The 20,514-nt window shown below is 63.5% G+C and carries 14 protein-coding genes, 1 tRNA gene and 1 pseudogene; 9 read left to right on the top strand and 7 right to left on the bottom strand.

The window, feature by feature from the left end; genetic code table 11:
• Positions 1-49: 49 nt before the first annotated feature.
• The 3 genes from FIU85_RS05975 (at position 50) to FIU85_RS05965 (ending at position 4,884) form a co-directional block, all read left to right on the top strand.
• Positions 50-1,798, top strand: coding sequence for a sigma-54-dependent Fis family transcriptional regulator (locus tag FIU85_RS05975; RefSeq protein WP_152496224.1), 1,749 nt, complete (start codon positions 50-52; stop codon positions 1,796-1,798).
• A gap of 140 nt (positions 1,799-1,938) precedes the next feature.
• Entirely contained in the window at positions 1,939-3,738 is a 1,800-nt protein-coding gene (locus tag FIU85_RS05970) for an NAD(P)/FAD-dependent oxidoreductase (protein WP_152496223.1), read from the top strand.
• Positions 3,739-3,831: 93 nt separating this feature from the next.
• A complete protein-coding gene (locus FIU85_RS05965; RefSeq protein ID WP_152496222.1) occupies positions 3,832-4,884 on the top strand; it encodes a 2,3-butanediol dehydrogenase in 1,053 nt (350 codons plus the stop codon).
• Between the two features lie 448 nt (positions 4,885-5,332).
• Here FIU85_RS05965 and FIU85_RS22215 read toward each other — a convergent pair.
• Together FIU85_RS22215 and FIU85_RS05945 are read right to left on the bottom strand one after the other, a co-directional pair.
• Positions 5,333-6,394: pseudogene (locus FIU85_RS22215) on the bottom strand (DDE-type integrase/transposase/recombinase); the annotation flags it as partial.
• Positions 6,395-6,429: 35 nt separating this feature from the next.
• Positions 6,430-7,577 (bottom strand): IS3 family transposase gene (locus FIU85_RS05945; protein WP_152496220.1). Its coding sequence is split into 2 segments (ribosomal slippage): positions 6,430-7,325 and positions 7,325-7,577, totalling 1,149 coding nucleotides; the frame shifts between segments, so codons are not numbered across the junction.
• Positions 7,578-7,676: 99 nt separating this feature from the next.
• On the opposite strand from FIU85_RS05945, the gene FIU85_RS05940 reads away from it, so the two are divergent.
• Entirely contained in the window at positions 7,677-8,039 is a 363-nt protein-coding gene (locus FIU85_RS05940) for an HNH endonuclease (RefSeq protein ID WP_152491649.1), read from the top strand.
• Positions 8,040-8,169: 130 nt separating this feature from the next.
• Here FIU85_RS05940 and FIU85_RS05935 read toward each other — a convergent pair.
• Together FIU85_RS05935 and FIU85_RS05930 are read right to left on the bottom strand one after the other, a co-directional pair.
• Positions 8,170-8,244 (bottom strand) — tRNA-Gln (locus FIU85_RS05935).
• A 95-nt stretch (positions 8,245-8,339) separates the two neighbouring features.
• On the bottom strand, positions 8,340-8,795 hold the full coding sequence (locus FIU85_RS05930) for an SH3 domain-containing protein (RefSeq protein ID WP_254703047.1): 456 nt from the start codon (positions 8,793-8,795) through the stop codon (positions 8,340-8,342).
• Between the two features lie 156 nt (positions 8,796-8,951).
• Between FIU85_RS05930 and FIU85_RS05925 the strand changes: the two genes are divergently transcribed.
• From FIU85_RS05925 to cysK, 5 genes are all read left to right on the top strand, one after another.
• Complete coding sequence (locus FIU85_RS05925; protein WP_152491651.1) at positions 8,952-9,938, top strand: D-glycerate dehydrogenase; 987 nt, start codon at positions 8,952-8,954, stop codon at positions 9,936-9,938.
• 37 nt (positions 9,939-9,975) lie between these two features.
• The gene (gene ggt / locus FIU85_RS05920) at positions 9,976-11,754 is read left to right on the top strand and encodes a gamma-glutamyltransferase (RefSeq protein ID WP_152496219.1); all 1,779 of its coding nucleotides are present in this window, start codon (positions 9,976-9,978) and stop codon (positions 11,752-11,754) included.
• A gap of 87 nt (positions 11,755-11,841) precedes the next feature.
• Positions 11,842-13,548: a hypothetical protein gene (locus tag FIU85_RS05915; protein WP_152496218.1), complete on the top strand. Its 1,707-nt coding sequence runs from the start codon at positions 11,842-11,844 to the stop codon at positions 13,546-13,548.
• A 152-nt stretch (positions 13,549-13,700) separates the two neighbouring features.
• Positions 13,701-16,208 (top strand): FAD-dependent oxidoreductase, encoded by a 2,508-nt coding sequence (locus FIU85_RS05910; RefSeq protein ID WP_152496217.1) that lies wholly within the window; start codon positions 13,701-13,703, stop codon positions 16,206-16,208.
• Between the two features lie 170 nt (positions 16,209-16,378).
• Positions 16,379-17,449 (top strand): cysteine synthase A, encoded by a 1,071-nt coding sequence (gene cysK / locus FIU85_RS05905; protein ID WP_152496216.1) that lies wholly within the window; start codon positions 16,379-16,381, stop codon positions 17,447-17,449.
• Between the two features lie 285 nt (positions 17,450-17,734).
• On the opposite strand, the gene FIU85_RS05900 is transcribed toward cysK, so the two are convergent.
• The 3 genes from FIU85_RS05900 to FIU85_RS05890 form a co-directional block, all read right to left on the bottom strand.
• Positions 17,735-18,481 carry a GH25 family lysozyme gene (locus FIU85_RS05900; protein ID WP_152491656.1) on the bottom strand — a complete coding sequence of 249 codons (747 nt, stop codon included), beginning with the start codon at positions 18,479-18,481 and terminating at the stop codon, positions 17,735-17,737.
• A complete protein-coding gene (locus tag FIU85_RS05895) occupies positions 18,478-19,137 on the bottom strand; it encodes a DUF938 domain-containing protein (protein ID WP_152496215.1) in 660 nt (219 codons plus the stop codon). Before FIU85_RS05895 ends, FIU85_RS05900 begins: the two co-directional genes overlap by 4 nt.
• A 278-nt stretch (positions 19,138-19,415) precedes the next feature.
• Entirely contained in the window at positions 19,416-20,489 is a 1,074-nt protein-coding gene (locus FIU85_RS05890) for a BMP family ABC transporter substrate-binding protein (protein WP_152496214.1), read from the bottom strand.
• Between the last annotated feature and the right edge of the window lie 25 nt (positions 20,490-20,514).

Below are 20,514 nucleotides of genomic sequence, written 5' to 3'. Positions count from 1 at the left end.
TTGTGCGGGCATGTCTTGATTGTGCTATCGTGTTCGTCAGGAGGGTCTCATGGTTGAGCGTCATCATGTCGAGGAGATCGCGCAGGTTCTGGACGGTCATGCGTCTGGTCGGGACGGTTACGTAGATGCCTCCTGGCGTCGGTGTGTCGAGCTTTACGGGATGGACCCGACGCGCAGCGATCCGGCCCATATCGTAACGGACACGGAGTTTCGCATACATCGCGATCAGGCTGACTGGATGATCGGCGCGGCGCGCTCCAGCCTGCAAAGCCTGTTTCGGCAGGTCACAGGACAGAACTACGTTCTGCTGCTGACGGACGCAAAAGGCGTCTGTGTCGACTTTTTCGGCGATGATCTGTTTGTCGACGAGTTGCGCAACGCAGGTCTTTACCTCGGTTCGAACTGGTCCGAAGACCTTGCCGGTACCTGCGGTGTCGGGGCATGCATCTTCACGGGCGAGCCGGTGACCGTGCATCAGGACGATCACTTCGGAAACGCCCACACGGGGCTGTCATGTACCGCAGCGCCGATCTACGACAGCCTTGGGCAACTTGCGGCAGTGCTGGATATCTCTCTGCTGCGCTCTCCGGCCCCGAAAAGCAGCCAAAACCTGGCCATGTCCCTGGTTACGGCGGCCGCCCGGCGGGTCGAAATGGCGAACCTCATGGCGGCCAGCCGTCGCGAGTGGGTGCTGAGGTTTTCCTCCAGCCCCGAATTCCTCGACGTGGACCCGGAAGCGGCCGTATCCCTCGATGGATCAGGTCGGGTGATCGGGGCCACGCGCGCCGCTACACGGATGCTGTCGCGTGGCAAGAGCCTTATCGGTGAAAGGATCGACAGTCTTCTGGGGTTGAACGTCGATGACCTGCCTGACCTGATGCGGGATCGTCCCACCGAAGAAAGGGTCGTGGCTTTGGGAGACGGAGGCGCCGTGTTCGGCCATGCCATATCACCGCAGGCTCCGCGCAGGGCGTCCGTGGGTGCGGAGGCTTCGGAAAGACGTGCGCTGAGCGGTTTCCATGCAACCCTCGCTGGAAGCGATCCAACCTTGATCCGGCTTTTGTCGCAGGCGGACCGGCTCGCGCCGACGCAGGTGCCGTTGCTCATCTGCGGCGAAAGCGGCAGCGGCAAGACCAAGCTGGCCCGCGCCATTCACATGGCATCCCGCCGCGGGCGTTTCGTTGCCATTGATTGCGCCGGAACGCAGCCCGAAGAGATGCGTGACGCGCTTAACTGTCAGTCGGGGCCGGGAACGTTGCTGCTGCGCCGAATCGAGGATCTGCAGCCGGACACCGCGCGGGTTCTGGCGGGGCTTCTGGATGCGAACCCGGATTTGCGCCCGATCTCGACCACCACATACGCGCCGTCGGACCTGATGGTGCAAAAGATCATGCCATCTGCGCTGTACTTCCGGCTTTCTGGCTCCGCACTGGAACTGCCGCCCCTGCGCGAAAGGCAAGACCTTGGCTGGTTGATTGACCGCCTGCTGAGACGTCGCCGCGGCGGGGAAATGCGCCTGACACCTTCGGCGCGGGCCGAACTGACTGCGCGCACCTGGCCAGGCAACCTGCGCGAACTTGGCAATGTGCTGGATGTGGCCTGCGCGATGGCGGAAACCAACGTGATCGATCTGCCCGATCTACCTCCCGCCCCGCAGTCTCGGGCGCACGAGCAGGATCTGGAGGCGGTTCTGGACGCCTGCAACTGGAACATGGCCCGTGCCGCACGTCGATTGGGGGTCAACCGTTCCACGGTTCTGCGCCGCATCCGCAAAGAAGGGTTGCGGGCGCCCGACTGAAATGTTGCGTCTTGTTGCGTGTGCAACATGCTGGAGCGCGGCAATCACACATAGGACGACATTGATCGGATTTCCGTGGAATGGCCGCAGGGCCATTCGCCACTCTTTGCTCATCACATTGCTGATGAGGAGGAACCGCAATGCTCGATTCGACAGTCACCACACAGATGCAAGAGGTGCTCGACAGCCTGAACGCCGCCTTGGAGGAAGGCGACGTGCAGGCAGCAAGCGCTCTGTTTGCCACCGACAGTTACTGGCGCGACCTGGTCGCCGTGACCTGGAACCTCAAGACGGTAGAAGGACCGTCTGGAGTTCAGGACATGCTGACGGCGCAATTGAAACACACCAAGCCGCACGCGTTCGCTATCCAAGAAGACGAAGCTCCCGGCGAGGATGGCGGTGTCGTCACCGCATGGATCACTTTTGGAACCGCCGTGGGCCGCGGTTGGGGCCTGATGCGCCTGAAGGATGGGCGGATCTGGACACTGCTGACTGCGCTGCAGGAATTGAAGGGCTTCGAGGAAAACAGCGGCAAGCGCCGTCCGTTCGGGGCAGAACACGGCGCCGCCAAGAACCGCAAGTCGTGGAAGGAAAAGCGCGAAGCCGAGGCCGCCGAGCTTGGATATTCCGAGCAGCCATACACCGTGATCGTCGGTGGCGGGCAGGGCGGCATCGCCCTTGGCGCGCGCCTGCGCCAGCTGGGCGTGCCGGCCATAGTTCTCGACAAACACGACCGGCCCGGCGACCAGTGGCGGTCGCGCTACAAGTCGCTCTGCCTGCATGACCCGATCTGGTACGATCACCTTCCGTACATCAAGTTCCCCGATAATTGGCCGGTCTTCACGCCCAAGGACAAGGTGGGCGACTGGCTGGAAATGTACACCAAGGTCATGGAACTGAACTACTGGAGCCGCTCCGAAGTCACCAGCGCCAAGTTCGACGAGGCCGCAGGCACCTGGACCGTCACCGTCAACCGCGACGGCGAAAACGTCACCTTGCATCCGACGCAGCTGGTGCTGGCCACGGGCATGTCAGGCAAGCCCAACATGCCGGAGTTTCCCGGCATGGACAGCTTCAACGGCACGATCCAGCACAGCTCGCAGCATGAAGGCCCGGACGCCTGGAGCGGCAAGAAAGTGGTCGTCGTCGGATCGAACAACTCGGCCCATGACATCTGTGCCGCGCTCTGGGAGGCAGATGCTGATGTGACGATGGTTCAGCGCTCGTCTACGCATATCGTGCGGTCCGATACGTTGATGGATATCGGGCTTGGCGCGCTCTACTCCGAGGAGGCGGTGGCCAATGGCGTGACGACCGAGAAGGCCGACATGATCTTTGCCTCGCTGCCATATCGGATCATGCATGAATTCCAGATCCCGCTTTATGACCAGATGCGCGAGCGGGATGCCGAGTTCTATGCCGGGCTTGAGAAGGCCGGGTTTGAACTCGACTGGGGCGATGACGGGTCTGGCCTGTTCATGAAATACCTGCGACGCGGCTCGGGGTATTATATCGACGTGGGCGCCAGCCAGTTGATCATTGATGGCGAGATAAAGCTGGTGAAAGGCCAGGTAGAGCGCTTTGACGCGACCGGTGTCGTGCTGTCGGACGGCACGCATCTGGACGCCGACCTGGTGGTCATGGCGACTGGATACGGCTCGATGAACGGCTGGGCCGCAGACCTGATCAGCCAGGACGTTGCAGACAAGGTTGGCAAGGTTTGGGGGTTGGGCTCCGACACAACCAAGGACCCCGGCCCCTGGGAAGGCGAGCAACGCAACATGTGGAAGCCGACTCAGCAGGACAATCTCTGGTTCCATGGCGGCAATCTGCACCAGTCTCGCCATTATTCCTTGTACCTTGCGTTGCAACTGAAGGCGCGGATGGAAGGCATCGATACCCCCGTCTACGGCCTGCAGGAGGTGCATCACTTGTCGTGATGCCGTGACCGGGCAGCACCTAACATGGCGCGCCCAAGTGCCCGGCACCTTCCTCCCGCCGGGCGCACCCTTAACTGACACTGGAGAAAAGAAATGAAAGCAGCACGTTGGCATGGCGTGAAGGATATTCGCGTCGAAGACATCACGGAACCAAAACCGGGCAAAGGCGAGGTGAAGGTCAAGGTGGCATGGACCGGGATCTGCGGTAGCGACCTGCACGAATATCTGGCCGGGCCGATTTTCGTGCCGGTGGATGACGATCACCCCCTGAGCCACGACAAGGCGCCGATCACCATGGGGCACGAATATTGTGGTACCGTCGCGGAACTGGGCGAGGGCGTCACGGATATTTCGGTGGGCGACCGCGTCGCCATCGAGCCGATATTTGCCTGCGGGGAGTGCGCCGCTTGCCTGGAAGGGAAATACAACCTGTGTGACAGCCTCGGTTTTGTAGGCCTGTCCGGCGGGCACGGTGGTTTTGCCACCCACAGCGTTGTCCCCGCCCGCATGGTGCACAAGATGCCTCAGGCGCTATCCATGGAGCAAGGCGCGCTCGTCGAGCCTGCTGCCGTCGCCCTGCACGCGGTGCGCCTTTCGAAGATCAAGGCGGGTGATAAGGCCGCTGTCTTCGGCGCGGGTCCGATCGGACTTCTGGTTGTGGAGTCGCTGCGCGTTGCCGGCGCGTCGGAGATTCACGTCGTGGAACCCTCTGACGTGCGGCGGAAAAAGGCGCTGGATCTCGGCGCGACGTCGGCGGTAGACCCAACCGCGACCGACGCTGTCGCGGAGGTTCGAGAAGCGACGGGCGGGGTTCATGTTGCCTTCGAGGTGACCGGCGTACCTCAGGTACTGCCGCAATGCATCGACGCCACGCGCCACGAGGGACAGGTTCTGGTCGTGTCGATCTGGGAACAGGAGGCCTCCTTCCAGCCCAACACAGTCGTACTCAAGGAGAGGCAGTTGCAGGGTACCATCGCCTATCGCAATGTCTACCCGGCGGTAATGGCGCTCATGACCCAAGGGTATTTCAGCGCCGATCAACTGGTCACCAAGCGGATTCCATTGGATGAAATCGTCGCAAAGGGCTTTGAAGCGCTTGCGGCGGAGAAGTCTCATGTGAAAATCCTGGTCGAAGCGCCCGACTGATGTCCTGCGGCAGTAGAATTCCGGCCACCCCGATCACAGGCGGCGGCCGGAGCCCCTTACAGGGGTCATCCACACCCCATGTATTGCATCGGTTTGATGTGTTTTGGCGCTGGCGGTTGGCACTGCAATTCAAACGCTCGCGAAAAAACCTATGCTGGACGCTGCATCTTCGCGCAGCAGGCTGTCCCTTTCCGGTCGCCCATCGGTTCGGGAATTTACCAAGGGTTCGGTGCTGTTGTCAGTGCACCAAATGTGCAGGTCGCCGAGGCCCCTCACATGGCCCAGAACGCGGTTATGTAAAGTTCGCTTGCCGGAAAGTCCATGGTCTTTGCGGCACTTCGCAGACGGCGTGCAGCCTTCTTTTCACCGGCGAACTGTCCGTCGTCAGATGATTTGGAACACGTTGGCCTGACGGTTAGCGGAGGCTCTGGCTCTTTCATGGTTTAGGCTACGCGGCTGTCTGGCGATGAAGCAAGCGCCGCTTCTCGATTGTCTTCTGTTTGATCTCCTTTCGTCGTCTGAGGATGGTGTCTGCCCTGCCGAAGTAGACGTCGGCCGGGGTCAGGTTCCCGAGGCTTTCGTGGTACCGCTGGTGGTTGTATTGCTCGACAAAGTCGCCGATGGACTCCTCGAGCGCGCCGGGCAGGTAGTAGTTCTCGAGCAGGATGCGGTCCTTCAGGGTCTGGTGCCAGCCACTGCCCGGCAGGCGATTGCAAAGCAATCTGCCGAGAGGGACTCGATCTTGCCCTGGGTCTGGGGATGGTTCGGCGCGCCGCGGACGTGATCCATGCCCTGCTGTTCGAGCCAGGCGGCCAGATCGCCAGAGATGTAGGACGATCCGTTATCGCTGAGCAGCCGCGGTCTATGGGCGACCGTCGCGCCGTCGCATCCTGAGGCAGCCAAGGCATCCTCCAAGGTCGATGTGACATCCCCGGCGCGGATCGTCGTGCAGAGCTGCCAGGCAACGATGTAACGGCTGTAGTCGTCGAGGATCGTCGAGAGATAGAACCAGCCGTCGTGCCGAAGGCACGCCTCCGGCGTGACCGATAACCTTCAGATAGGTGAAGTCGGTCTGCCAGAGCTGGTTCGACCGGGTCGTCTTCTCGTGGAACTCATCCGCTGCCTTGATCACCGCGAGGGCCGGGCTCGTGACGAGGTCATGGGCCTTCAGGAGCCTGTAAACGCTGGCCTCGGAGACGAAGTAGCGCTTCGTATCCGTGAACCGGACCGCGAGATCACGTGGCGACAGCTCCGGTTCATCCAGGGCCAGGTCCACGATCTGGCGGCGCACGGTGTCCGGGATACGGGTCCAGACCCGACCAGGCCGCGAGGACTGATCCTCAAGACCGGCTTCGCCCAACGAGAGGTAGCGGTCGTACCAGCGATAAAAGGTGGTCCGCGGGATGCCGAGCATCCCAAGTGTGCGCTTAACCGGCAGGTGAGACTGCTCAACGATACGAATGATCTCCAGCTTTTCAGAGGCTGGATATCTCATGCGTCGTCGTCCCCATCTCTATGGACTTGCCCTGGAAAAGTGGAGAGCGTTTAGCTCACTTCGCGGGCCTTTCGCTCGAATGCTATCGGGCTTTGGAAGCCGAGCGATGAATGGCGTCTGACGGGATTGTAGAACCCGTCGATGTATCTGGCGATGGCGTTTTCGGCCTGTTGGCGGGATTTCCAGGCGACCGGCCAGATCAGCTCCGACTTGATGGTTTTGAAGAACGTTTCCACCATTGAGTTGTCATAGCAGTTCCCGCGCCCGCTCATCGAGATCAAGATGCCACGTTTGCGGAGCCGCGCCTGATAGTCCACCGAGCAGTATTGCGATCCGCGGTCGGAATGGTGAACCAGTCCTGGCTCAGGGTTGCGAGCGGCCAGAGCATGGCGCAGGGCTGCGATGGCGAGGTCACGCTTCAGACGATCACTCGTGGCCCAACCGACGACGCGGCGCGAGAAGAGGTCCAAGACAATGGCAAGGTAAAGCCAGCCCTCTGCCGTCCAGATGTAGGAGATGTCCGCCCCCCACTTCCTGTCCGGACAGTCCGCCGCGAAATCTTGTGCCACGAGGTTGGGCGCCACAGGCCAGGCATGTTCACTGTCCGTCGTCCGTTTAAAGCGCCGCTTTTGCCGCGCGATCAACTGGTTCTCGCGCATCAGTCGTGCCGTGCGGTGCCGCCCTATCTTGAGCCCCTCATCGACGAGGTCGCGGTGCATGCGGGGACTGCCGTAGGTCCCGTTCGACAGCTCAAAGGCCGTTCGAATGTGGGCAAGATGGATCATGTCCTGCTGCTGGCGATGACAGGCAGGGCGGTCCCGCCAAGCGAAGAACCCGCTCTGGCTGACACCGAGAACATGACACATTCGCCGGATCGGGAAGCTGGCCTTCTCCGCCTCTATGAAAGCGAAGCTCATCGACTTGCGTCTTTCGCGAAGAAGGTTGCGGCCTTTTTTAAGATGTCGCGCTCCTGCTTCAGAACCGCGTTCTCGCGTCGCAACCGCTTCAGCTCCGCGTGCAGATCGACCGATGCCTCGACCGGCCCACCAGCGTCCCGCTCGCGACTGAGCCATCGCGTCAGTGTCGAAAGCCCGATCCCCAGATCTTCCGCGATCTCCCGTCGCGTCCGGCCGCTGGTCAGCGCCAGCCGCACCGCTTCACGCCGGAACTCCGGCGTCGGTCTGTTTCCGTTTCCCATAGAACACCTCCTGGTTCCTCAGTTGGTGCTCTCCACTTTTCCAGGGCAAGTCCAGATGATCCTTAACGCACACTGAGCAAAATCTAGAAAGGAGCCGAAATGCTTCGATACGAAGACGACAGCGAGGTGTGGTTCAGAGAAGTCATCGATGACCAAATTGAGGAGGCCCGGAAACGGGCTTTCTCGATCATCGAAAACGCCGTGAAGCAAGAGGACGGGTGCTTCGTCACAAACACCGAACGACCTCAGAAGATACGCTTCCACGGGCGCACGATCGACGCCTACCGCTTCATCTGCTGCGTGTTGACCGGCGAGGTCGCGTCGCGGGATCGGGTGGTGCGTCACCGCTGCCACAATCGTCGATGCGTCAACCCGGACCACCTCCGGATCGGGTCGCAGAGAGACAACAAGCACGACGACTGGGAGCATTGGGCCTACGGAACGGACCCGGACTTCCTCTGACGGCCAAGCGGGAATGCCTCCGCCGGAACCACCGAGCCGCTCACCCGCGGCACCCGGCGGGGGCACTTTCCGGGGCACTTCGCCGCCCGGACGGCGTCGCGGTCTCAGCGGGGCAAGGATCGGAGAGAGATGGCTGGGGTGGTAGGATTCGAACCTACGATACACGGTACCAAAAACCGATGCCTTACCACTTGGCTACACCCCAACGGTGCCGCGCTAATTACTCTGCTCTTCGGTGCGGTTCAAGGGCTGAGATGAATTTATTTGGCGGTTTCTTGATGCCCGTGGTCGGACGCGAGATCACTCGAGAATTTCGCCCGATTCCACGCCCCACAGGGCCGCCTTTTCCGCCCAGCCGCGATAGCCGCCGGCCATCAGACGGCACCAGTCGATCGCGCACTCGTCAATCCGTGCGACCACGCCCATTTCCAGCTGCGCCACCATCATCGCGCCGGGGTCGGGCTTAGAATATAGGTTTGCCATGTCGGACTCGACGATCACCGTGCGCGTGCCGGACAGAAGCGAATAGTGAATCCAGCCACCCTGACCGTCGCGGTCGCGGACGCGGCGCCAATGGCCATGCTCTGCAATGATCTCCAAAGGCAGGTCGCGCCGCTTGAACACCCAGTCGATGCGGTGTGTCAGGCTGGGTCCGCGTCGGACGTTGGCCTCGGCGGCCTTCATCGACACGAAACGCGGCAGGGGAAGGTTCGTGACCGGGCCGCGTTCCTCTGTGTCCTGAGGGAGGGCGGGCATTGCCAGCACCGCGATCAGGGCGGCCCCGATTGAGGCGGAAAACCGTTTCATGGCGTCAATACTGCTCACTCATATGACCCGGGGTTCTTGTGCCCTCGGTCGTCCTGAGTCACTGTACAGAAGAACACGCATTATGGAAGACGGGGGAAACGCTATATGCCATCTGGTCGACTGAGTGTTGTCGTAACGCGACGCCTGCCGGAGGCTGTCGAGCGGCGTATGCAGGAATTGTTCGACGTCACGCTGCGCGAGGACGACAGGCCGATGAGCCGTGACGCGCTGGTCGAGGCTGTCAAGTCGGCAGATGTGCTGGTGCCGACGCTGAGCGACCAGATCGATGGCGGGCTGATCGGGCAGGCGGGCGAACGGTTGAAGCTGATCGCGAATTACGGCGCGGGGGTGGACCATATCGACGTGCATACCGCCCGGCAGCGCGGCATTCTCGTGTCGAACACCCCGGGTGTGCTGACAGACGACACCGCCGACATGACGATGGCGCTGATCCTGAGCGTGACCCGCCGCATTCCCGAAGGGCTTTCGTTGATGCAGAAGGAGGACTGGCCCGGCTGGTCCCCGACCGCCATGCTCGGCGGCCGCATCGCCGGACGGCGCCTGGGTATCCTCGGAATGGGCCGGATCGGGCAGGCGGTGGCGCGGCGCGCCGCGGCGTTCGGGATGCAGGTGCATTATCACAACCGGCATCGCCTCCGGCCCGAAGTCGAGGACGAGCTTGGCGCGACTTACTGGGAAAGCCTCGACCAGATGGTGGCTCGGATGGATGTGCTGAGCGTGAACTGCCCGCACACGCCGTCGACCTTTCACCTGATGAATGCCCGGCGCCTGAAACTGATGAAGCCCGACGCGGTGCTGGTGAACACCAGCCGGGGCGAGGTGGTGGACGAAAACGCCCTGACGCGGATGCTGCGCGCCGGAGAGATCGCCGGCGCCGGACTGGACGTCTACGAGAACGCCGGCGCGATCAACCCTCGCCTGCGAGAGCTGAAGAACGTGGTCCTGTTGCCCCACATGGGGTCGGCTACGGTCGAGGGGCGGCTGGAAATGGGCGAGAAGGTCCTGCTGAACATCAAGACCTTCGACGACGGCCACCGCCCGCCGGACCAGGTCGTACCGTCCATGCTGTAAGGCTTCGCGCGAGCGTCGCAAACACCGGAGAATGCCCATGCGCCTGCTTCTTGCCAGTCTCGCCGTGTTTCTTGCCGGGATGGCGGTGGCCCAGCAGGCCGCCGACGGGGTCCAGCCTGAAGGCGAAGGCGCGGGCGCGGTGGTCACCTCCGAAACCGTGGCCGCGGCGCTGGACGCGAAACAGGCGGGCCGTCCGGTCGAGGCACAAGGCTGGATGGTGGCGGCGGCCAATCCGCTGGCGGTCGAGGCCGGGGCACGGGTTTTGCGCGAGGGGGGCACGGCGGCGGATGCGCTCGTGGCGGTGCAACTGGTGCTGGGGCTGGTGGAGCCTCAAAGCTCTGGCCTGGGAGGTGGGGCGTTCCTTGTCTGGTATGACGCCGAAAGCGGCGCGTTGACCACGCTCGACGGTCGCGAGACCGCGCCGCTGGCCGCCTCGCCGACATTGTTCCAGGATGAGGCGGGTGAGCCGTTGTCCTTTTACGATGCGGTCGTGGGCGGGCGGTCGGTGGGGATTCCCGGTACACCTGCGCTTTTGCAGGAAGCCCATGAACGCTGGGGAGGCGCCCCTTGGGAAAGCCTGTTCACCGAGGCCACGACCCTTGCCCGGGACGGGTTCGAGGTGTCGCCGAGACTGGCGGCGATGGTGGTGCAGGACGCAGTCCGCCTGTTCCGGTTCGGGGCGACGCGCGATTATTTCTTTCCGGCAGGCCGGCGCATCGAGCCCGGTGATCGCCTGAAGAATCCGGCCTATGCCGACACCTTGCGCCGCTTTGCCGAAGAGGGCGCGGAGCCGTTCTATACCGGAGACATCGCCGCCGACATCGTGACCGCCGTGACGCAGGCGGAGGGCAACCCCGGGGTGATGGCGGCAGTCGACTTGGCGATCTATCGCGTCAAGGAACGTGCCGCGGTCTGTGCGCCCTACCGGGGCTTCGACGTGTGCGGGATGGGCCCGCCATCCTCGGGTGCGTTGACCGTCGGGCAGATCCTGGGTCTGCTAGCACCGTTCGATATCGGGGATCTGGGACCCGACAGCCTGGACGCATGGCGGCTGATCGGAGATGCCAGCCGTCTCGCCTTTGCCGACCGGGGCCGGTACATGGCAGACAGCGATTACGTGCCCGTGCCAGTGAAAGGCCTGCTGAATCCGGGATACCTGGCCGGTCGCGCGGAACGTCTGAACCGCAACACCGCTTTGCCGGACGTCTCGCCGGGAGAGCCCGAGTTCGACCATGCGCTCGATCTCGGGGACGATGCCTCGATCGAGTTGCCCTCGACCTCGCATGTCTCGATCGTGGACCGCTTCGGGAACGTGGCGTCGATGACCACCACTATCGAGAATGCCTTCGGCTCGCGGCTCATGGTGCGGGGGTTCCTGCTCAACAACGAGCTGACGGATTTCTCGTTTCGCAGCCATGAGGATGGCCGGCCCATCGCCAATCGGGTGGAGCCGGGCAAGCGGCCGCGCTCTTCCATGGCGCCGACCATCGTGATGAAGGACGGCGCACCCGTGCTGGCCGTGGGCAGCCCCGGCGGCAGCCGCATCATCGGTTACGTGGCCAAGACGATCATCGCGCATCTGGATTGGGGCCTCGATGTGCAGGCGGCAGTGGAATTGCCCCATCTGGTCAACAGGTTCGGCACCTATGACGTGGAAGTGGGGACCGGGGCGATGGAGCTTTTGCCGGGACTGGAAGCGCTGGGTTTCGAGATGGCACCGCAAGTGCTCGTCTCCGGGCTGCACGCGATTTCCATTGGCGAGACGTTGCAAGGCGGGGCCGATCCGCGGCGCGAAGGTATTGCCCTGGGCGAATAAACCGCGCCGGGAAATCGCCCCGCAGCCATCCCAATCCTGCCCGAATTGACTGGCATGCCATGTCGCAAACACGTTGCGGAGCAGGGCATGATTAACGCATATTCCATCGGGTTCGTTCTGACCGCCGGGACCATCCTGGCCGGTGTGGATTATTACGATCAATCGAACAGGGCCGGCTTTTCGTTCGGGCAAATGACGCCTGGGGCCTATATCGAGACCATTCCGAACAGGTTCAGCGCCGCCAAGGATGAGAAGCTGGCCGAGCAGGCCGAGCGCGAGCGCCAGAGCCGCTGGCGGCAGGGCGGCCAGCTCTATCTGCCCGAGGCACCCGAAGGCTGGGAGCGGCGCGCCCTGCTGGAAGGCGACGACAGTGCGATCCTGCCGCCCGAGGCCGGGGTGGACGGCTCTATGAGCAGCTCTGCCGGCAAGGGGTTTCTGCAACAGATGGAGGCGCGCGACCACGTCAAGCAGCTCAAGGAGCGCGCCAAGCAGTCCTGGATCTATCAGCGCGGAACCGAAACCGTCCTTGTCGAGGTGCGGCTGGTGAAGCGGCCCAGCTCGAACTCGCTTTTCGGTGTCGTGGCCAGTGCGATGGATGGCGCCATGATGAACGCCTTCGAGCGCAATGTGGGATACGGCGTGACCGGCGGGTTCGGCCTGACCGAGAAGCTGGCGCATGACGGCGAGCGGCCCTATCACTTTCGCTATCTCGAAGGGTCGATCGGCTTCGGCAACGAAGTGCACCTGCGGGTCCACGCCAACGCGTCGCGCGACGCCACGCAGGAAATCCTGAGCCGGATCGACTATGACGGCCTGAACAGCCTGCTGCCGCGTCCGGTGCCGAGCGTGGGCAATGACGTGGGCCTGCCCGACGGCATCGACCCGGTCGCGCTGAGCCTGGAGTTGCGCCGCCTGAAGACGGAGTTCCTGGGTCTCCGCGCGCTGGAGGCGCAGTACAAGATCGAGAATATCGACACCGGCGCCATGGTTCTCAGTGCCTATTCGACGCGCCTTGGGGGCATGGGCGGCGACATCGACATCACAGGCGGCAAGGTCACCGACCTGAGCGGGTTGATCGAGCTCGGCTATTACCGGGGCCGCGAGGCCGTGATGGCGGGCAAATCCGCCGAGGAGGTGCAGGCCGAGGTCAAGCAGATGGTCGACACCGTGATGATGGTGGCCGATGCCGAGACCGCAGCCGCGGCAGCCCGCGCCGCCAACGCGCCCGAGCCGGAAATGTCGCCCGAGCTGCAGGCCGAGCTTGGCGCGCTGAGCGAGGCCACGAACATGCCGCTCAAGACCGCTCCGGCATCGAACGCGCTCGGCACGGAAGCGATTGCCGCCGCCAACCGGGCACGGGACATGGAGGCATCGGCGGGCGGCAAGATCCTGATGCAGGTCGACGAGGAAAACAGCGACCGCGACGCCGGGATGATCTTTTCCAAGGCCATCGGCCTTGTCGAATTCGAAACATTCCGCGCTGCGCGCAATGCCAGTGACGAGGAAATGGAGATGGGCATGGCCATCGCCGCCTCGGGCTTCGAAAGCAGGCACGACCTGCCGCAGGGCAGTTGCGGCTTTGACATGGCTGCGCTGCGGGTGGAATGCGACACGTCGAAGGGAATACAACCCGGCGGCCTGCTGTCCAAGCTGATCACCCAGGTCACCGGCGGCGAGGAAGCCGCGTCGTTGACGCCCCAACCCACGGAACCCGCGGCCATGCCCAAGCGGCTCGAGTTGTCCAGTGGCAGCGGAAAGTCCGGCCAACGCTGCGTCGGAAGTTTTTGCGACTAGACCAGAGCTGTCTTAACGAATCCTGAAGGCGCCGTGCCCGAGTATGGGCGCGGCGCGTCGTTTTTGTTCGGTGACATGTCGGATGGACCCGCCGCATGTTTACAGGCGTGATACAACGCTCGCCAGCATGCCTGCCAAGGGAGTCGGATGTCATGAAAACCCAAGTAAAAGCACTGATCGTGGGCGGCGGTGCCGTCGGGACCTCGATCGCCTATCATCTGGCCCGCGCAGGCTGGGAAGACGTCATGCTGATCGAGCGTGACGAGCTGACCTCCGGCTCGACGTGGCACGCCGCGGGTCTCTTGCCGTATTTCAACATGTCTTATGCGACGACGCATATTCATGACTACTCGATCAAGTTCTACAAGACGCTGGAAGAAGAGACAGGCCTGAACGCCGGCTTCTCCGTCGTGGGTAACCTGCGCATGGCCCAGAGCAAAGAGCGTATGGATGAATATATGCTTTACGCCTCGACCGCCGAGACTTGTGGCGTGCCGTATGAGTGGATGACGCCCGCGCAGATCAAGGAGCGGTGGCCGCTGGTCAATACCGACGATCTGGAAGGCGCGATCTATCACCCTACCGACGGCTATATCAACCCCGCCGACGTGACCATGGCGATGGCCAAGGGCGCGCGCCAGCGCGGCGTGATGATCGAGCGCAAATGGCAGGCCGACGGCTTTGAATGGAAGGGCGATCACTGGGATGTGACGCTGACCAAGATGGTCGAGAAGGGCGGCAACCTGGTGTTCTCGGACGAGCAGATTGTCGTGTCCGCAGAACATGTTGTGACCGCCAGCGGCAACCACGCGCAGCGCACCGCGCGGATGCTGGGCATCAAGATGCCGGCGATCCCGGTGGAGCACCAGTTCATCGTGACCGAGCCTGATGCCGAGCTGGTCAAGTACCGCCAGGACGGTGGCGAAGAGCATCCGGTTCTGCGCGATGCCGATGCCAAGTGGTACGTGCGCGAAGAGCGGGGCGGCTGGATCCTTGGGCCGTATGAACTGAACGCGCCGGCGCGGTTCGAATACTCGGTGCCGGACACGTTCCGCGCTGACCTCTTCCCGCTGGATCTGGAGCGGATCGAGGAAGAATACATGTCGATGATCCACCGGATCCCGTCGACGGAAACCGTTGGTTTGAAAGACGATTACAACGGTCCGATCTGCTATACCCCCGATGGCAACCCGCTGGTCGGGCCCGCGCCGGGGCTGCGCAACATGTGGTTGGCCGAGGGCTTCAGCTTTGGCATCACGGCCGCCGGTGGTACGGGCTATTACCTCGCGCAGCTGATGGTCGAGGGCGAGGCCGAGATCGACATGGCGAGCCTCGATCCCAAGCGGTATTCATCGAACTGGATGACGACCGAGTTCGCCGCGCGCAAGAACGAGGAAGCCTACGAGCACGTCTACATCCTGCACCACCCCGACGAGGAGCGGCCCGCCTGCCGCCCGCTGCGCACGGCGCCCGCCTATGACCGGCAGAAGGCACGGGGCGCGCAGTTCGGCTTCGTCAACGGGTGGGAAAGACCCAACTATTTCGGGCCCTTGGATGCCGATGACAATTTCGATCACGACGCGCGATCGTTCCGCCGCGGCGGCTGGTGGGAGCACACCAAGGCCGAAGCAGAAGCCGTTCGCAACGGCGTGGGCCTGATCGATGCAACCGCATTCACCAAGCACGTGGTGAAGGGACCCGGGGCGACGGCGTTTCTGGACTGGTTCACCTGCAACAAGCTGCCAAAGGTGGGCCGCATCAACCTGACCTATGCGCTGACGGATCATGGCACGACGCGCACGGAATACACCATCGTCCGGACCGGCGAGAACGCGTATTACTGTGTCTCTGCAGGGGCTTGGACGGAATATGACGCCGATTACCTGCGCAAGGCGGCCGCCGACAAGGCCGAAGAGTTCGGGTATATCGAGATCCAGGACGTGACGAGCCAATGGGGTGTCTTCGCCATCGCAGGGCCGAAATCGCGTGCCGTTCTGAACGAGGTGATCAAGGACGCGGATCCGGCTACGGCCTTGAGCAACAAGCGTTTTCCGTGGTTGTCGTGCCGCGAGATCGAGCTGGGCATGTGCCCCGTTAAGGCGATCCGCGTGGCCTATACCGGCGAGCTGGGCTGGGAATTGCATCACCCGATGGAGATGCAGAACTACCTGTTCGATCTGCTGGAAAAGGCAGGCGAGAAGCACGGCATGAAGCTGGTCGGGGCACGGGCGCAGAACTGGCTGCGGCAGGAGAAGTCCTATCGTGCCTTTGGCAACGAGCTGGGCCGCGACGCGACCCCGCTGGAGGCCGACCTGCCGCGCTTTGTCGATCTGGATAAAGACTTCCACGGAAAGGATAAATTGCAGGAGACGGGTGTCCGTTCCAAGTGCTGCACCGTTCTGATCGACGGGCCGGAGGATGCCGATCCGTGGGGCCGCGAGGTGCTTTATTCGGAAGACGGCACGCGGGTCGGGCGGCTGACCTCGGGTGGCTACTCGGTGCATTTCGGCAAGTCGATCGGGATGGGCTATGTCACGCCCGATCTGGCCGTGGAAGGCACCAGGCTGAAGGTCAAGATGTTCGACAAGCTGTGGGACGCGACCGTGACCTGCGACAGCCCGTATGACCCGAAAAACGAGACCATCCGCAAGGATGGGTGAGGGGTGCGCGACCCTGGGCGTTAAAGCCTGAAACCCGGGTCGGTATCACGTCGGTATTTCAGTGGTAACGCGTCGGTGCCTTGCGCACCGGCGCGTTTCTTAATGGAGCGTCCCAAAAGCGGTTAAAACTGTGTTAAGACTCGGGGGAAACCAGACCCCGGGAGGATACCATGACACGCCGAACAACAAAGGGCCGCGGCCGCCGCTATGACAGCGTTCTGGACACGGTGGGCGACACGCCCGTGATCCGGGTGAACCGCATCGTGCCCAAGGGCGTGACCGTCTACGTCAAGGCCGAGGCGTTCAACCCGGCGGCTTCGGTCAAGGACCGGCTGGCGCTGAACATCATCGAGGCCGCCGAAGCCGATGGCAGCCTGAAGCCGGGGCAGACGGTGGTGGAGGCCACGTCGGGCAATACCGGGATCGGGCTGGCGATGGTCTGCGCCGCCAAGGGCTATCCGCTGGTGGTGACGATGGCCGAGAGTTTCTCGGTCGAGCGGCGCAAGCTGATGCGGATGCTGGGGGCGAAGGTGGTGCTGACGCCGAAGGCGCTGAAGGGGTTCGGGATGTACACCAAGGCCAAGGAACTGGCGGAGGAGAACGGCTGGTTCCTGGCGAGCCAGTTCGAGACAAAGGCGAACGCCGATATCCACGAGGCCACGACGGCGCGCGAGATTCTGGGCGATTTCGAGGGCGAGCGGCTGGATTACTGGGTGACGGGCTATGGCACCGGCGGGACGGTGACGGGCGTGGCGCGGGTGCTGCGGCGCGAGCGGCCCGACACGAAGATCATCCTGAGCGAGCCGGCCAATGCGGCGATCATCTCTTCGGGGTATGTGAATACCCGCAACGACCAGCATCAGCCCACGGAAAGCCACCCGAATTTCGAGCCGCATCCGATCCAGGGTTGGACGCCGGATTTCATTCCCTACGTGATCCAGGAGGCGATCGACAACAGCTATTATGACGAGCTGATCCCGGTTGCCGGGGCCGATGGCGTGAAATGGGCGCGTCGGCTGGCGGCGGAGGAAGGCATCTTTACCGGCATTTCGGGCGGCGCCACCTTCGCGGTCGGGATGCAGGTGGCGGAGACCGCGCCGGAAGGGGCGGTGATATTGGTGATGCTGCCCGATACGGGCGAGCGGTACTTGTCGACGCCGCTGTTCGAGGGCGTGCCGGAGGAGATGACCGAGGAGGAGGCGGAGATTTCCCGTTCCACCCCGTCGGCGCAGATGGGGTAGGGGCGTCGTCGATTCGGATGTGGTCTTTGCGGACAAAGAAGACGCTCGATCGACAGCCCCGGCGCGGAAACGGGCCGCAGGCCCCGCGCCATCGACGGGCCGCCCCCACGGCCCGGCGATTGGGTGAAATACGGTGAATCGCTCGATCCTGTTTCGGATTTGGCTTGGATAAAGTGCTGCCGAACCACCGTCGGATCGCCGCGCCGCGGCCCGTCGATGGCGCTGGTCTATCGACACCATCGGGAAAGAGCCGCGTGGCTTAAGGCGATCTGACCTGGGCGCGCCTTATCGCGTGCGCGCCCGAAGCCAGCGTTGCCAGGTGCTGCTGTTGCCGGCAAAGACGTTGATGTCGACGCCGCCCGCCACGCCCGGCACCACGCCGGTGCCGGTGTACTGCCAGAAGCTCCAGCTTTGGCCGGGATAGGTCGTGGCGAGCGTGCGCGCGGTGGAGCGCAGCCAGAATTCCTCGTTCAGCTGGCCGATGCCGGTCTGGCGGTAGAATTCCAGCGTGGTGTAGATGATCGGGCGCTGGCCGTAGTGACGTTCAAGAATGTCCATGAAGACCCGCGCCTGGCGGCGCACCTCGGCGCCCGGCGGGCGGGTGGTGCAGGTGGGCGAATAGGGGTTCCATTCCAGGTCGATCACCGGCGGCAGGGCGCCGCTTTCGCGGGGGACATTGCGGATGAACCAGCGGGCCTGCACCTCGGGCGGGGTGCAGAAATAGTAGAAATGGTAAGCGCCGCGCGGGATGCCGGCCTGACCCGCGCCGGCCCAGTTGCGGGCGAACTTCGGGTCGAGCCTGTCGCCGCCTTCGGTCGCCTTGATGAAGGCGAACTCGATGCCGGACTGGCGGACGCGGGCCCAGTCGATGTCGTTCTGGAAACGGGCGACGTCGATGCCGTGAATGTCGTAGGCCCAGGGCGGAGGGCCGTCCCAGTCGACCGGATCGTTGTCGCCGAATTGGGGGCCTGCGCAGGCGGAGGTCAGGGTGAGCAGGCAAAGGGTCAGTGCCGCGACAAGAAACCGGATCATGCAGTGTCCTTTGATCGTACCATTACCAGGGCGAGGTTGTTGGCCGGCATCTCGGTGCGCGCGATGACGTCCAGACCTGACTCGCCCGCCCAGCGTAACATGTCGGCGTCGTTCTTGTAGCCCGCTTCGGGATGATCGGCGCGGATCGCCGCGTCGAACCGGGCGTCGCCGTCAGATGTAGCCCGGCCATCGCGCAGGAAGGGGCCGTAGGTGATGAAGCGGCCCTGCGGGGCGAGGGCCTTGCCGGCCTCGGCGATCAGCGTGCGGGCGGCCTGGGTCGAGACGAGGTGCAGCAGGTTGACCAGCAGGACGAGGGCAAATCCGTTGTGGGTGCCAGACCAGCCGGCTCGGGTCGCGTCGAGGGCAAGCGGCGGCAGGATCGCGCCTTGGGGTGCGTCGGCGGACCAGGCGGCGATGGAGGCGAGGCGGTCGTCGGTGATGTCGGTGGGCTGCCAGGTGAGACGGGGCAGGTGGGTGGCGAAATGAGTGACGTGCTGGCCGGTGCCGCTGGCGAGTTCGAGCGCCATGCCCGACGCCGGAGCGTGGGTCTTGAGCAGGTCGAGAAGTGCGCCCGCGTTGCGCTCGGCGGCGGGGGCGTGCAGGCGGGCGCCTGTGCCCTTGTGGGCGACGGAGATGCGGGGGGGCGTGTCTGTCATGGGGGACAGTTGGGACGGGATCGCGCCATCGTGCAAGGGCGATTTTGCGGACAGGAGGTCCCGGGTCAGGCCCGGGACGGGTGGGCGCGGGAGGCATAGGGCGCCGATGGGTGTCGGAGTTGGCGGACGGCGCGGCGCGTGGGTTGTCGCCCACCAGAGAGGCGGGTTGGCACCCATCAAAGAGGTGGGTTTCACCCACCCTACGAAAGCGCGGAGGTCATTCCCGATTGGACCCGAGGATGACCGTGGGCCCCGCCGGGTTGGCGGGGCCTTGATGTTTATTGCGGGATCTCGGCGTTGATGCCTTCGACGAAGAAATCCATGCCCAGGAGCGTGCTGTCATCGGCCACTTCGCCCTCCGCCAGCCAGTTCGAGCCGTCCTGGCGGTTCAGCGGACCGGTGAAGGGGTGGTACTCGCCTGCCGCGATGGATTCTTTCATCGCCAGCGCCTCTTCCTTGACCTCCACGGGCACGGCGTCTGTGATCTCGCCGATCTCGACCATGCCGGGGGCGATGCCGTCCCAGGTCTCGGTGCTTTCCCAGGTGCCGTCGATCACTGCCTGGGTGCGAGCGATGTAGTAGGGCGCCCAGTTGTCGATAATGGAACTCACGCGCGGTGCGGGCTTGTATTCGGCCATGTCGGACGCCTGCCCGAAGGTGATGACGCCCTCGGCCTTTTCCGCCGCCGCCTGGGGCGCGGTCGAGTCGGTGTGTTGCAGGATCACGTCGGCGCCCTGGTCGATGAGCGCGGTGGCGGCGTCGGCCTCTTTCGGGGGATCGAACCAGGTGTAGGCCCAGATCACCTTGAACTCGACCTCCGGGTTGACCTTCTTCGCGTGGATATAGGCGGCGTTGATGCCGCGGATGACCTCGGGAATCGGGAATGAGGCGATGTAGCCGATGATGTTGGATTCGGTCATCTTGCCGGCGATGTGACCCTGGATCGCGCGCCCCTCGTAGAAGCGGGCGGAGTAGACCGAGACGTTGTCCGCCGTCTTGAAGCCGGTGGCGTGCTCGAACTTCACATCGGGAAATTTCTGCGCCACGGCCATGGTGGCGTCCATGAAGCCGAAGGAGGTGGTGAAGATGAGATCCGCGCCCTGCAGGGCCATCTGGGTGACGGCGCGCTCGGCATCGGCGCCTTCGGGGACGCTTTCCTGAAACACTGTCTCGACCTGGTCGCCGAAATGTTCCTCGACGGCGAGGCGGCCCCGGTCGTGTTCATAGGTCCAGCCGCCGTCGCCGACGGGGCCGACATAGATGAAGCCGACCTTGGTCTTGTCCTGCGCCTGCGCGGGCAGGGCGAGGCCGAGCGACAGCGCCGCCATGGCCAGAATTCGGGTGAGGATCATTGAGGTCTCCCTATTAAGGTTTTTG

Origin of the sequence: Roseovarius sp. THAF8 (assembly GCF_009363735.1) — a bacterium.
Taxonomy (GTDB): domain Bacteria; phylum Pseudomonadota; class Alphaproteobacteria; order Rhodobacterales; family Rhodobacteraceae; genus Roseovarius.
Note: the sequence above shows the minus strand (reverse complement) of the source record. Positions and strands in the feature narration are given on the sequence as shown.

Excerpts from the sequence above, each read along its gene's own strand:
- FIU85_RS05975 (WP_152496224.1), top strand. The coding sequence starts at position 50 with ATGGTTGAGCGTCATCATGTCGAGGAGATCGCGCAGGTTCTGGACGGT.
- FIU85_RS05970 (WP_152496223.1), top strand. The coding sequence starts at position 1,939 with ATGCTCGATTCGACAGTCACCACACAGATGCAAGAGGTGCTCGACAGC.
- FIU85_RS05965 (WP_152496222.1), top strand. The coding sequence starts at position 3,832 with ATGAAAGCAGCACGTTGGCATGGCGTGAAGGATATTCGCGTCGAAGAC.
- FIU85_RS05940 (WP_152491649.1), top strand. The coding sequence starts at position 7,677 with ATGCTTCGATACGAAGACGACAGCGAGGTGTGGTTCAGAGAAGTCATC.
- FIU85_RS05930 (WP_254703047.1), bottom strand. The coding sequence starts at position 8,795 with ATGCCCGCCCTCCCTCAGGACACAGAGGAACGCGGCCCGGTCACGAAC.
- FIU85_RS05925 (WP_152491651.1), top strand. The coding sequence starts at position 8,952 with ATGCCATCTGGTCGACTGAGTGTTGTCGTAACGCGACGCCTGCCGGAG.
- ggt (WP_152496219.1), top strand. The coding sequence starts at position 9,976 with ATGCGCCTGCTTCTTGCCAGTCTCGCCGTGTTTCTTGCCGGGATGGCG.
- FIU85_RS05915 (WP_152496218.1), top strand. The coding sequence starts at position 11,842 with ATGATTAACGCATATTCCATCGGGTTCGTTCTGACCGCCGGGACCATC.
- FIU85_RS05910 (WP_152496217.1), top strand. The coding sequence starts at position 13,701 with ATGAAAACCCAAGTAAAAGCACTGATCGTGGGCGGCGGTGCCGTCGGG.
- cysK (WP_152496216.1), top strand. The coding sequence starts at position 16,379 with ATGACACGCCGAACAACAAAGGGCCGCGGCCGCCGCTATGACAGCGTT.
- FIU85_RS05900 (WP_152491656.1), bottom strand. The coding sequence starts at position 18,481 with ATGATCCGGTTTCTTGTCGCGGCACTGACCCTTTGCCTGCTCACCCTG.
- FIU85_RS05895 (WP_152496215.1), bottom strand. The coding sequence starts at position 19,137 with ATGACAGACACGCCCCCCCGCATCTCCGTCGCCCACAAGGGCACAGGC.
- FIU85_RS05890 (WP_152496214.1), bottom strand. The coding sequence starts at position 20,489 with ATGATCCTCACCCGAATTCTGGCCATGGCGGCGCTGTCGCTCGGCCTC.